The 11,734-nt window shown below is 66.7% G+C and carries 12 protein-coding genes and 1 pseudogene; 4 read left to right on the top strand and 9 right to left on the bottom strand.

The window, feature by feature from the left end:
* The first annotated feature begins 211 nt into the window (after window positions 1-211).
* Window positions 212-1,735, top strand: a complete 1,524-nt coding sequence (gene ilvA, locus CFB52_RS14305) for a threonine ammonia-lyase, biosynthetic (protein ID WP_059580806.1) — start codon at window positions 212-214, stop codon at window positions 1,733-1,735.
* 12 nt (window positions 1,736-1,747) lie between these two features.
* Complete coding sequence (gene queF, locus CFB52_RS14310; RefSeq protein ID WP_059580804.1) at window positions 1,748-2,578, top strand: NADPH-dependent 7-cyano-7-deazaguanine reductase QueF; 831 nt, start codon at window positions 1,748-1,750, stop codon at window positions 2,576-2,578.
* 64 nt (window positions 2,579-2,642) lie between these two features.
* Here queF and CFB52_RS14315 read toward each other — a convergent pair whose 3' ends face one another.
* The 7 genes and pseudogenes from CFB52_RS14315 to CFB52_RS14345 form a co-directional block, all read right to left on the bottom strand.
* Window positions 2,643-3,080, bottom strand: coding sequence for a hypothetical protein (locus tag CFB52_RS14315; RefSeq protein ID WP_099316811.1), 438 nt, complete (start codon window positions 3,078-3,080; stop codon window positions 2,643-2,645).
* Between the two features lie 52 nt (window positions 3,081-3,132).
* Window positions 3,133-3,411, bottom strand: coding sequence for a hypothetical protein (locus tag CFB52_RS14320; RefSeq protein WP_099316812.1), 279 nt, complete (start codon window positions 3,409-3,411; stop codon window positions 3,133-3,135).
* Window positions 3,408-3,773 carry a DUF1493 family protein gene (locus tag CFB52_RS14325; RefSeq protein WP_099316813.1) on the bottom strand — a complete coding sequence of 122 codons (366 nt, stop codon included), beginning with the start codon at window positions 3,771-3,773 and terminating at the stop codon, window positions 3,408-3,410. The genes CFB52_RS14320 and CFB52_RS14325 overlap by 4 nt, the downstream gene beginning before the upstream one ends.
* Window positions 3,773-4,211, bottom strand: a pseudogene (locus CFB52_RS14330) (STM2901 family protein). Before CFB52_RS14330 ends, CFB52_RS14325 begins: the two are co-directional and overlap by 1 nt.
* A 251-nt stretch (window positions 4,212-4,462) precedes the next feature.
* A complete protein-coding gene (locus CFB52_RS14335; protein ID WP_059580793.1) occupies window positions 4,463-4,849 on the bottom strand; it encodes a RidA family protein in 387 nt (128 codons plus the stop codon).
* A 123-nt stretch (window positions 4,850-4,972) separates the two neighbouring features.
* Entirely contained in the window at window positions 4,973-6,454 is a 1,482-nt protein-coding gene (locus CFB52_RS14340; protein ID WP_089465134.1) for an amidohydrolase family protein, read from the bottom strand.
* A 2-nt stretch (window positions 6,455-6,456) separates the two neighbouring features.
* On the bottom strand, window positions 6,457-7,395 hold the full coding sequence (locus tag CFB52_RS14345) for a MurR/RpiR family transcriptional regulator (protein WP_099316814.1): 939 nt from the start codon (window positions 7,393-7,395) through the stop codon (window positions 6,457-6,459).
* 118 nt (window positions 7,396-7,513) lie between these two features.
* On the opposite strand from CFB52_RS14345, the gene CFB52_RS14350 reads away from it, so the two are divergent.
* A complete protein-coding gene (locus tag CFB52_RS14350) occupies window positions 7,514-8,794 on the top strand; it encodes an amino acid deaminase (protein ID WP_099316815.1) in 1,281 nt (426 codons plus the stop codon).
* Window positions 8,795-8,950: 156 nt separating this feature from the next.
* The gene (locus CFB52_RS14355) at window positions 8,951-9,532 is read left to right on the top strand and encodes a DJ-1/PfpI family protein (RefSeq protein ID WP_006477826.1); all 582 of its coding nucleotides are present in this window, start codon (window positions 8,951-8,953) and stop codon (window positions 9,530-9,532) included.
* A gap of 122 nt (window positions 9,533-9,654) precedes the next feature.
* Here CFB52_RS14355 and CFB52_RS14360 read toward each other — a convergent pair whose 3' ends face one another.
* Both CFB52_RS14360 and CFB52_RS14365 read right to left on the bottom strand, forming a co-directional pair.
* Complete coding sequence (locus CFB52_RS14360; RefSeq protein WP_059580779.1) at window positions 9,655-10,101, bottom strand: MarR family winged helix-turn-helix transcriptional regulator; 447 nt, start codon at window positions 10,099-10,101, stop codon at window positions 9,655-9,657.
* 26 nt (window positions 10,102-10,127) lie between these two features.
* Window positions 10,128-11,723, bottom strand: coding sequence for an MDR family MFS transporter (locus tag CFB52_RS14365; RefSeq protein ID WP_059580775.1), 1,596 nt, complete (start codon window positions 11,721-11,723; stop codon window positions 10,128-10,130).
* Between the last annotated feature and the right edge of the window lie 11 nt (window positions 11,724-11,734).

Genomic DNA, 11,734 nt, shown 5'->3' on the forward strand with positions numbered 1-11,734 from the left:
GCGGGGTTCGGCACGATTTCGTGCGACCATTCGCCGTCCGTCCGGTCGGTAACCATGCGGTTAAACCGGTAAAAAGCGGCGCGCGGGGCCCGCCCGTATGCGCACGTCATCGCCCACGACCGCCCGCCCGGCATGCCGCTTGCGTGCGGGCGGACCCTTGGCGCTATCATTGACCCTTTACCGTCTGCATCCGCACTGCACGCGAGCGCCCATGGCATCCCACGATTACCTGAAGAAAATCCTCACCGCGCGCGTCTACGACGTCGCGATCGAGACGGAACTCGAACCGGCCCGCAATCTGTCGACCCGGCTGCGCAACGCCGTTTACCTGAAGCGCGAGGACAACCAGCCGGTGTTCTCGTTCAAGCTGCGCGGCGCGTACAACAAGATGGCGCACATTCCGGCCGACGCGCTCGCGCGCGGCGTGATTACCGCGTCGGCCGGCAACCACGCGCAGGGCGTCGCGTTCTCGGCGGCGCGGATGGGCATCAAGGCCGTGATCGTCGTGCCGGTCACGACGCCGCAGGTGAAGGTCGATGCGGTGCGCGCGCACGGCGGCCCGAGCGTCGAGGTGATCCAGGCGGGCGAATCGTACAGCGATGCGTACGCGCACGCGGTCAAGGTCCAGCAGGAGCGCGACCTCACGTTCGTCCACCCGTTCGACGATCCGTACGTGATCGCCGGCCAGGGCACGATCGCGATGGAAATCCTGCGCCAGCACCAGGGCCCGATCCACGCGATCTTCGTGCCGATCGGCGGCGGCGGGCTCGCGTCCGGCGTCGCCGCGTACGTGAAGGCGGTGCGCCCCGAGATCAAGGTGATCGGCGTGCAGGCCGAGGATTCGTGCGCGATGGCGCAGTCGCTGGACGCGGGCGAGCGCATCGAGCTGAGCGAGGTCGGCCTGTTCGCGGACGGCACCGCGGTGAAGCTCGTCGGCGAGGAAACCTTCCGGCTGTGCCGCGAATTCCTCGACGGCGTCGTGACGGTCAACACCGACGCGCTGTGCGCGGCGATCAAGGACGTGTTCCAGGACACGCGCAGCGTGCTCGAGCCGTCCGGCGCGCTCGCGGTCGCGGGCGCGAAGCTGTACGCGGAACGCGAAGGCATCGAGAACCAGACGCTCGTCGCGGTCACGTCCGGCGCGAACATGAACTTCGACCGGATGCGCTTCGTCGCCGAGCGCGCCGAGGTCGGCGAGGCGCGCGAGGCCGTGTTCGCGGTCACGATCCCCGAGGAGCGCGGCAGCTTCAAGCGCTTCTGCTCGCTCGTCGGCGATCGCAACGTCACCGAGTTCAACTACCGGATCGCCGATGCGCAGTCCGCGCACATCTTCGTCGGCGTGCAGATCAAGCGCCGCGGCGAATCGGCGGAGATCGCCGCGAACTTCGAGTCGCACGGCTTCAACAGCGTCGACCTGACGCACGACGAGCTGTCGAAGGAACACATCCGCTACATGGTCGGCGGCCGCTCGCCGCTCGCGCTCGACGAGCGCCTGTTCCGCTTCGAATTCCCGGAACGGCCGGGCGCGCTGATGAAGTTCCTGTCGTCGATGGCGCCGGACTGGAACATCAGCCTGTTCCACTACCGCAACCAGGGCGCGGACTACAGCTCGATCCTCGTCGGGCTGCAGGTGCCGCCGGCCGATCGCGCCGAATTCGAACGCTTCCTCGCGGCGCTCGGCTATCCGTACGTCGAAGAGAGCGCCAACCCGGCTTACCGCCTCTTCCTGTCGTAAAGGCTTCGTGCAATGAATCCCGAACATTCCCCGCTCGGCAAGGCCACCGTCTACGCGGCGCAGTACGATGCGTCGCTGCTGTTCCCGATCCCGCGCGCCGGCGCGCGCGAGCAGCTCGGCATCACGTCGGCGCTGCCATTCTTCGGCACCGACATCTGGAACGCATACGAACTGTCGTGGCTCAACGCGCGCGGCAAGCCGCAGCTCGCGATCGCGACGTTCTACGTGCCGGCCGAATCGCCGAACATCGTCGAATCGAAGTCGTTCAAGCTGTATCTCGGCTCGTTCGCGCAATCCAAGTTCGACTCGGTCGACGCGGTGCGCGACGTGCTCAAGCGCGACGTGTCGGCCGCGTGCGGCGCGAGCGTGTCGGTGCAGCTGGTGTCGCCGCACGATTTCGGCAAGCTCGAGATGGACGAGCTCGACGGGCTGTCGCTCGACCGGCTCGACCTCGACACCGACGTGTACGAACCCGATCCGTCGCTGCTGTCGGCGGCCGACGGCGAGAACGAGGCGCCGGTCGAGGAGACGCTCGTGTCCGACCTGCTGCGCTCGAACTGCCCGGTCACGGGGCAGCCGGACTGGGGCAGCGTGCAGATTCATTACGTGGGGCCGCAGATCGACCATGCGGGCCTGCTGCGCTACATCATCTCGTTCCGCAATCACACGGGCTTTCACGAACAGTGCGTCGAGCGGATCTTCCTCGACATCCTGCATGCGTGCAAACCGGTGAAGCTGGCGGTGTATGCACGGTATACGCGGCGCGGCGGGCTCGACATCAACCCGTTCCGCACGAATTACAACCAGCCGATGCCCGATAACGCGCGGACGGCGCGGCAGTAAATGAGTCTGTTGGCGGCATCTTGCGGTCCGCCAACCCTCCCTGCTTGCGGAAGGGTGCGTCTCTCTAATTCGGCGCGAACATGGCGGCCCGGCACTTCGGACAATACAGGTAGATTGTTCGACCATCGTGCATGGAAATGAAGCCTCGCCTTGCCTGGTCTATCCTCCATTTCGCCGCGCCACCACCCGCTAGACGCGCTTCGCCTTCGGCATAGCAACTCGCGGCATCCAAGTCATGACTGTACGCCCGTTCCGTTACGCGGTTCGCACGCTTGAAAAACGCGCTGACATCCGTCTGCCGAAGAATGAACTGGCGGCACATATCCGCGGTTGCGCCTCCGCTGATGTCGGCCGACCACGCCCCGTTGCTGACGATTTCGACAGACCTCGGCGCAACATGAGGCACTACTCCTCGCAGCGGCGTCTTGTCGGACAACGTGCTCGCAACGGCAGTGCGGTCGAGCACGAGCAGCAACATCAGAATTGCGATCCGCATCACCATTGCACGCTTGCTCGCCGCTGCGTGGCGCTTCCGCGAGTGCCCAATGCGACCGTCATTTCGGCTGCGCCGGCAAACCGCCGAAGGTGCGTGCAAAGTTGCTCTCGATATGGGCCAGCAAACGTGTGAGCGTTTCCTGGTCTCCGTACCGATCTGCGAGCGCATCCTCATCGAGCGAATCCGGATCCATGCACTCGATCTGGTCGAGTCGCAAGCGGATCGTTTCCATCAGCACGGCCCATTCGCCCATCAGCAATGGGATGGCCATGTCGCCGCGACCTTGCCGCTGATCACTCATGTTCATTTCAGCATCATCTACGGCTGGCACGTTCATCCTGCCTTTCGCTGCACTTCGACCAATCGCTCGGCATCCCATTTCCTCCCGACCGCCGCACGATGCAGCATCGCGAGCGTAATTGGTTCACGCTCGAGGTGGTGCGGTTTTCGAAGCACCCATCGCCGAAACAGCGAATAGAGCAACCCCTCGCCTTCCATCAAAAAATATCGATGGAAATCGAAGTCGCCGGTATCGACGGCAAACCGCTCAAAAAAGCGCCACATGAAGTCATTGGCTTCGTCGCCGGTTTGACCCAAGTCTTCCCAGAGCCGGGTATGAGCAGCGAGCGGCTTCGATGGACCGAGCCCCACCTCCGACCTCACAAAAGCTTCGATCTCGTCCCAACTCACGTTTTGCATCAAAACACCCTGTCCTCGTTTTTGACGAGGCCGTTGTACCGGGAGATCGTTCCGTGAACGATCGCGAACACGTCACGCGCAAGCAGCGCCCAACCCACGCCAGGCACGGCACGTCCGACGAACACGCTGAGCTTTCGGGTCAGGATGATCCGAAACGACTTGATACTCTGCAGCGTCACGGTTGGTAAAACCTTCCTGTTCAACTGGTGGCGGAAAATCGATCGAGCCATCACGGATGCGACGGACGTTCCTTTCGTCGCGCCGCCGAATTTCTGCCGCGTCGGCAATACCGGCCAGCCCGCCAGAATCAGGATCACAGCTTCGACATCGTCGATCCCGGCCCGTCCGTGCACACGTCTCTTCTACAGCGACGAAAAAGAAAAGCTCGGCGGGTGTGAGATCCGAATGAACGCCGTAGCGGTATGTATTGCTGGTCATGGGGCGACTTCACGAAATCGTTGATCGGGAAGACGACCATACCCAGCAATCCACTTAGTCTGCTCGTTCGAATTTCATGATGCCCGTTGCCAATTACGCGTCCATCACTGTTGTCACCCGCCAGACGGACCTATCGTCTCGCGCTCTCATCGACAGGATTCTATTCAAAGTGTAAAAATTCAGTGCCAAATGCAACAAGGCCGGTGCACGTCCATGCACCGGCCTTGTCGTACAGCTTCCACCCTCGCGCGTTACTTCACCGGCGGCTTGTACGCGATGCAGTCGACCTCGACCTTGCAGTCGATCACCATGCTCGATTGCACGCACGCGCGTGCCGGCGGGTTCTCGCCGAAGTACGACACGAACACCTTGTTGAACGACGCGAAATCGCGCGCGTCGTCGAGCCACACGCCGCAGCGCACGACGTGCTCAAGGCCGTAGCCGGCTTCCTTCAGGATCGCGATCACGTTCTCGATCGCCTGCTTCGACTGCGTGACGATCCCGCCTTCGACGACCTCGCCGTTCACCATCGGCGTCTGGCCCGACACGTACAGCCAGCCATCGGCCTCGACCGCCCGCGCGAACGGCATCACCTGGCCGCCGGTCCCCTTCGCTTCGCCTACGCCATATCGCTTCATCGTTTCACTCCTCGTGTTGTCGGCCGGAGCCGGCGCTTCAGCGCCTGCTCCTGCCCATGCAACGCACGGTTGCGGGTACGCGCGCCGGCTGCTGCGGCGCGCGGAAGATCGGAATGCGCGCGTTCAGAACGCCGCATCGGCACTGGCCGACACGCGTTCGCCGCGCGCGACGAAACCGCCGGCGCGCTCGCCGGTCGGCTGGCCGTTTTCGTAAGTCAGCACGCCGTTCACCCACACGGCGTCGATCCCGTGCGCGGGCTGCTGCGGCTTCTCGAACGTCGCGGCGTCGATCACGCTCGCCGGATCGAACAGCACGAGATCGGCGTGATAGCCGACGTGCACCTCGCCGCGCCGAGCGAGCCCGAAGCGGCGCGCGGACAGCGACGTCATCTTGCGGATCGCCTCCTCGAGCGGCAGCAGGCTGGTGTCGCGCACGTAGTGGCCGAGCACGCGCGGGAACGCGCCCCACAGCCGCGGATGCGGCAGCGGATCGTTCGGCAGGCCGTCGGAGCCGACCATCGTCGCCGGATGCGACAGGATCCGGCGCACGTCGTCCTCGGACATGTTGTGGTACACGGCGCCGGCCGGGCGAATGCGCTGCGCGGCCTCCTGCTCGGTCACGCCCCAGTCGGCCGCGATCGCCTTCAGCAGCTTGCCCGCGACTTCCGGATGCGGTTCCGACCACGTGATCGTGATGTCGATGTCGCCCGTCACCTGCTTCAGGTCGAGCGTCGACGAGCTGCGGCTGTACGGATAGCAGTCGCAGCCGACCGGCTGGTAGCGGCGCGCGCCTTCGAGCGACGCGAGCACCTCGGTGCTGCGCCCCCAGTTCGACGGGCCCGCGCACTTCAGGTGCGAGATCACGACCGGCACGCGTGCATGACGGCCGACCTGGTACGCCTCTTCCATCGCGTCGAGGATCGCGTCGAACTCGGTGCGCATGTGCGTCGTATACAGCGCGCCGGCTTGGGCGAGCGGTTCGGCGAGCGCCATCACTTCCTCGGTCGGCGCCGCGAACGCCGAGCCGTACGCAAGGCCCGACGACAGGCCGAGCGCACCGTTCGCGAGCGCCTCCTCGAGCTGCGCGCGCATGCCGGCGATCTCGCCGTCGGTCGCCGCGCGGTCGAGGCGGTCCATCTGGTTGTTGCGCAGCGCCGTATGGCCGACGAGCGCCGCGACGTTCACGGCCGGGCGCGCGTCGTTCACGGCCGCGACGTAGGCGGCGAAGGTCGGATACTGGAACGCGCCGCGCTCGCCGAGCAGGTTCATCGGATCGGGCGGGTCGCCCGCGAGCGTCACAGGCGATGCGCTGATCCCGCAGTTGCCGACGATCACGGTCGTCACGCCCTGCGAGATCTTCGGGATCATCTGCGGCGCGCGGATCACGTGTGTGTCGTCGTGCGTGTGCACGTCGACGAAACCCGGCGCGAGCGCGCGGCCGTTCGCGTCGACGACGTTCTCGGCGAGCCAGTTCGACAGGTTGCCGATCGCCGCGATCAGGCCGTTGCGGATCGCGACGTCGCGCGTGACGGGCGGCGCGCCGGTGCCGTCGTACAACTGCGCGCCGACGATCAGCGTATCGGCGGCTTCGGGGTGCGAATGCATGGTCAGTCTCCTACCGGTTGACGGTCTCCGCCGCCGCGGTGCGCGTCGAGCGCGTGCTTGATACGGCGCAGCGATTCCCGGCCCGCATCGCCGAGCCGCAATGCGACGCCGGTGACGAGCACGTCGATCGCCATCATCATCGCGTAGCGCGATGTCGAAGGCTTGTAAATGAAATCGGTTTCGAATGCGACGACGGGGATCAGGTGGTCGGCGAGCTTCGCGAGCGGCGACGCCGGCGCGGTGAGCGCGATCAGCTTCGCGCCGTAACGCTTCGCGAGCCGGCAGCTCTCGAGCAGCTCGGGCACGCGTCCGCTCACCGACAACGCGACGACGACGGTGTCGCCCGACAGCGTCGCGGCCACCATCCGCTGCAGCAGGCTGTCCTGGTAGCTCGCGACCGGCCGGCCGAAGCGCACGAGCCGGAAGCGCAGCTCGTCGGCGAGCGCGGTCGAGCCGCCGCCCTGCCCGTACACGTAGGTCATCTTCGCGCCGGCCAGCAGATCGGCCGCCGCGTCGAACGACGTGTTGCGCAGCAGCTGGTGGTTGTGCGCGAGCGCCACGCGGATCTCGTCGTAGACGATCGACGCGGGGTTCGTGTCGTCGGCCGGCGCGTCGTCGGACGGCACCAGGAAGCGCTGGCCGACGGCCGCCGCCTGCGCGACGAGCACCTTCAGCTCGCGCACGTCGCGGCAGCCGACGGCCTTCGCGAAACGCGTGACCGTGGCGACGCTGACCTCCGCGTCGCGCGCGAGCGCGCCGATGCTCGCATGCGCGGCACGCGCCAGATCGGCGAGGATGAACGCGGCGACCTTGCGCTCGGCTTCGCGCAGCTCGGGCGCGCATTCGGCGATCCGCGCGACGATGTCGAGGACCGGCGGAGCGGCCTGAGCCGGATGCGGCTCGGCCGCGGGCGAAGCGGACGGGGAAGCGGGCGTATTCATCGGCGGAAAAGGGGTGAAGCGGGATGTTATTAAATAACATCACCGCGCCGATGCTACTTTCTGTACCATCTGCATGTCAACTTCAGTGCAATGCATAGTGATGATGGAGCGGGATGACATGAAAGTTACAAACTATCAGGAAGCGACGATCGATCCGTTCGGCAAGGGCCTGGGCAATCTGCCGAGCGCGAGCGTGCCGCTCGGCGACGCCGGCCGGCTCGAATGGAACCTGCTCGCGGAAGACGTCAGCCTGCCGGCCGCCGTGCTTTACGAGGATCGCGTCGAGCACAACCTGAACTGGATGCAGGCGTTCGTGCAGAAATACGGCGTCAAGTTCGCGCCGCACGGCAAGACGACGATGGCGCCGCAACTGTTCCGCCGCCAGCTCGACGCCGGCGCGTGGGGCATCACGCTCGCGACCGCGCACCAGACGCAGGCCGCGTATCACGGCGGCGTGCGGCGCGTGCTGCTCGCGAACCAGCTGGTCGGCCGCCAGAACATGACGATCATCGCGGGGCTGCTGTCCGATCCCGATTTCGAATTCTTCTGTCTCGTCGATTCCGCGGAGAGCGTCGACCAGCTCGGCCGCTTCTTCGGCGACGCGAAAAAATCGCTGAACGTGCTGATCGAGCTCGGCGTGCCGGGCGGCCGCGCGGGCGTGCGCGATGCCGCGCAGCGCGAGGCCGTGCTCGCCGCGATCGCCCGCTATCCGGACACGCTGAAGCTGGCCGGCATCGAGCTCTATGAAGGCGTGCTGAAGGAGGAAGGCGAGATCCGCGCGTTCCTGCAGCAGGCGGTCGCGCTCACGCGCGAGCTGGCCGAAGCCGGCCGCTTCGCGCGCACGCCCGCGATCCTGTCCGGCGCCGGTTCGGCGTGGTACGACGTGGTCGCCGAAGAATTCAGGAAGGCGTCCGATGCGGGCTTCGCGGAAGTCGTGCTGCGTCCGGGCTGCTACCTGACGCACGACGTCGGCATCTACAAGAAGGCGCAGACCGACGTGTTCGCGCGCAACCCGATCGCCCGCTCGATGGGCGAAGGGCTGCTGCCGGCGCTGCAGCTGTGGGCGTACGTGCAGTCGGTGCCGGAGGCCAATCGTGCGATCGTCGCGCTCGGCAAGCGCGATGCGGCGTTCGACGCGGGCCTGCCCGAGCCGGCGCGCCACTTCCGCCCGGGCCGCGACACCGCGCCGCGCGACGTCGCCGCCGCCGAAGGCTGGGCCGTCACCGGGATGATGGACCAGCACGCGTACCTGCAGATCCCGCCGGGCGCGGACGTGAAGGTCGGCGACATGGTCGCGTTCGACATCTCGCACCCGTGCCTGACGTTCGACAAGTGGCGCCAGGTGCTCGTGCTCGATCCGCAGTTCCGCGTGACGGAAGTCGTCGAAACCTTCTTCTGACGCATGCGGCGCGCGATGCCGCCCTGCCGCTCGCGCGGGGCGGCCGTCACGCGCGCTTCAATCTGCCGGAGTACACTGCGCTTTCGCCCTCGGGCCCGTCGCGGCCGTCATGCACGGCGCGATCGGGCCTTCAACGCTGCTTCTCTGGAGAAAGCCATGGCCGCGAAGAAGATCCTGTTCCTGACCGGCGATTTCGCCGAAGACTACGAAACGATGGTGCCGTTCCAGGCGCTGCAGGCCGTCGGCCATCACGTCGACGCAGTCTGCCCGGGCAAGCGCGCGGGCGACAAGATCAAGACCGCGATCCACGATTTCGAGGGCGACCAGACCTACACCGAGAAGCCCGGCCACAACTTCACGCTGAATGCGGCGTTCGACGACGTCGATGCGGCGCGCTACGACGCGCTCGCGATCGCGGGCGGCCGTGCGCCCGAATATCTGCGGCTCGATCCGAAGGTGATCTCGCTCGTGCGCGAGTTCGCCGAAGCCGGCAAGCCGATCGCGGCGATCTGCCACGCGGCGCAACTGCTCGCGGCCGCCGACGTGATCCGCGGCAAGCGCATTTCGGCGTACCCGGCCTGCGCGCCGGAGGTGAAGCTCGCGGGCGGCGAATACGCGGACATCCCGGTCGACGCGGCCGTGACCGACGCACCGTTCGTCACCGCGCCCGCGTGGCCCGCGCATCCGGCCTGGCTCGCGCAGTTCCTCGCGTTGCTGGGCACGCGCATCGAGCTGTGAACGACGCGGGAATGAATCGAAATGATGTGAAGTGAAACGCCGGCCGGCAGCGGGTGCGTACGTGCGCTCGGCCGCGTCGGCCACGACCGGCCGACGGGGGGCGCCCCGTCGCGGCCTGCCCTTCAGTGCGGCGCCGGCGTCGAGCCGACGTCCGCGATCCGCGACTCCAGCATCGCCAGCGCGCCCGACAGCGCGGTCAGCACGTCGTCCGGCAATTGCGCCATCGTCTGGTCGATGAACGCCTTGCGGCGCGGCAGGCACGCTTCGAACGCGGCGCGGCCGTCGGCGGTCAGCGTGACGTTGGTCACGCGGTTGTCGCGTGCATCGGACGCGCGCTCGATCCAGCCGAGCGCGTCGAGCGACTTCAACTGGCGCGTGAGCGCGCCCGGATCGATGCGCAGCACCTCGACGAGCTTCTTCTGCGACGCATGCCCGTCCATCGTGTGCAGCGCGACCATGATGCGCCAGCGCGGCATCGGCTGCCCGACGTGCGTTTCGAATGCGGTCATGAACGCACGATACGTGCGTCCGAATTGCTGCAAGATCGCGACGCGGTCCTGTTCTTCCATGCGCTCAGTTCTGTTCGTTCAATCGATCAATCGGCCGCGACGTGCGGTTCGATCTTGCGCCGCAGCGCGATCGGCGGCACGCGACGGCACTGCCACACCGACACCACGGCGACGACGGCCGCCATCGCGACACCGAGGTGGATCGCACCGACCAGCGATTCGCGGGCCGCTTCCAGCAGCAGCGCGCCATTATGCCCGGCACGCGTCAACTCCGCGACGAGACCGCCCTGCGCCGCGCGATCGATCAGGATCTGCGGATCGGCGAGCCGCGCGTGCCACTGCATCGCGTGGTCGGCCGACAGCGCGCTGCGCACGCCGCCCGAATACATCTGGTTGACGAGCGTGCCCGTGAGCGCGGTGCCGAGCATCCCGCCGACCATGCGCAGCGACTGCAGCAGCGCCGTCGCGATGCCGAGATGCTCGCGGCCGGCCGTCTGCTGCGCGAACACGGTGAGGTTCGGCAGCACGAAGCCGAGCCCGATGCCGCCCGCGACCATCAGCGCCATCAGCATCCAGGCCGGCGTCGCGTGGGTCGCCACGACGACGCCCGCGCAGGCGGCCGCGAACAGCACGAAGCCGACGTGCAGCATCGCGTTCGGGTTGCGGATGCGCGTGATGACGCGGCCGTTCATGATGCTGCCGATCGTGATGAACACGACGAGCGGCGTGATCACGAGCCCCGCCTCCTTCGGCGACATCCCGAAGCCGCCCTGGAACAGCAGCGGCGCGTAGAACAGCAGCGAGAACATCGAGAAACCGGCGAGGATCGCGAGCACGAACAGCGCGGACAGCGCGCGGTTGGCGAACATGTCGAACGGCAGGATCGGCTGCGCGCAGCGCTTCTCCCAGTGCCACAAGCCGGCGCCCGCCGCGACCGCGACGACGAGCAGCAACGACGCCCAGCTCATGACGCCGTACTTCGGCAGCCATTCGACGAACAGTTGCAGCGCGCCGAGCGACAGCGCGATCAGGAGCGCGCCGGGCCAGTCGAGCCGCATCTTGCGATCGTGCTCGACGTGGCGCAGGTGCGGCAGGTAGCGCCACACGAAGAACAGCGACAGGATGCCGATCGGCAGGTTCACGTAGAACACCGAGCGCCAGCCGAACGATTGGGTCAGGAACCCGCCCAGCGACGGCCCGACCGCATTCGCGATGCCGAACGCTGAGCTCATCAGCACCTGCCAGCGCAGCCGCACGACGGAATCGGGAAACAGATCGGGAATGCATGCGAACGCGGTGCCGACCAGCATCCCGCCGCCGATGCCCTGCAACCCGCGCGCAAGCACGAGGGTCAGCATGTCGTTGGCCATCCCGCAGAGCACGGACGCGCCGGTGAACACGACGATCGACGCGATCACGAACGGCTTGCGGCCATAGTAATCGCCGAGCCTGCCGAAGATCGGCACGGTAATCACGGAGCTGAGCAGGTACGAGGTCGCGACCCACGCGTACAGGTCGAAGCCGCGCAGTTCGGCGACGATGGTCGGCAGCGCGGTGCCGACGACCGTCTGGTCCAGCGCGACCAGCATGGTGACGAACGAGATCCCGATCATCGCGAGCAGCGATTCGCGGAACGGCAGGACTTGCCCGCTCGAATGGTGGGCGGCAGTATGGACGGCCATTTTTTGTCGAT

It is taken from the genome of Burkholderia sp. AU18528 (genome assembly GCF_002223215.2).
GTDB lineage: Bacteria > Pseudomonadota > Gammaproteobacteria > Burkholderiales > Burkholderiaceae > Burkholderia > Burkholderia semiarida.

Coding starts and splice junctions, on each gene's coding strand:
- ilvA (WP_059580806.1), top strand. CDS start 212: ATGGCATCCCACGATTACCTGAAGAAAATCCTCACCGCGCGCGTCTAC.
- queF (WP_059580804.1), top strand. CDS start 1,748: ATGAATCCCGAACATTCCCCGCTCGGCAAGGCCACCGTCTACGCGGCG.
- CFB52_RS14315 (WP_099316811.1), bottom strand. CDS start 3,080: ATGGTGATGCGGATCGCAATTCTGATGTTGCTGCTCGTGCTCGACCGC.
- CFB52_RS14320 (WP_099316812.1), bottom strand. CDS start 3,411: ATGAACGTGCCAGCCGTAGATGATGCTGAAATGAACATGAGTGATCAG.
- CFB52_RS14325 (WP_099316813.1), bottom strand. CDS start 3,773: ATGCAAAACGTGAGTTGGGACGAGATCGAAGCTTTTGTGAGGTCGGAG.
- CFB52_RS14335 (WP_059580793.1), bottom strand. CDS start 4,849: ATGAAGCGATATGGCGTAGGCGAAGCGAAGGGGACCGGCGGCCAGGTG.
- CFB52_RS14340 (WP_089465134.1), bottom strand. CDS start 6,454: ATGCATTCGCACCCCGAAGCCGCCGATACGCTGATCGTCGGCGCGCAG.
- CFB52_RS14345 (WP_099316814.1), bottom strand. CDS start 7,395: ATGAATACGCCCGCTTCCCCGTCCGCTTCGCCCGCGGCCGAGCCGCAT.
- CFB52_RS14350 (WP_099316815.1), top strand. CDS start 7,514: ATGAAAGTTACAAACTATCAGGAAGCGACGATCGATCCGTTCGGCAAG.
- CFB52_RS14355 (WP_006477826.1), top strand. CDS start 8,951: ATGGCCGCGAAGAAGATCCTGTTCCTGACCGGCGATTTCGCCGAAGAC.
- CFB52_RS14360 (WP_059580779.1), bottom strand. CDS start 10,101: ATGGAAGAACAGGACCGCGTCGCGATCTTGCAGCAATTCGGACGCACG.
- CFB52_RS14365 (WP_059580775.1), bottom strand. CDS start 11,723: ATGGCCGTCCATACTGCCGCCCACCATTCGAGCGGGCAAGTCCTGCCG.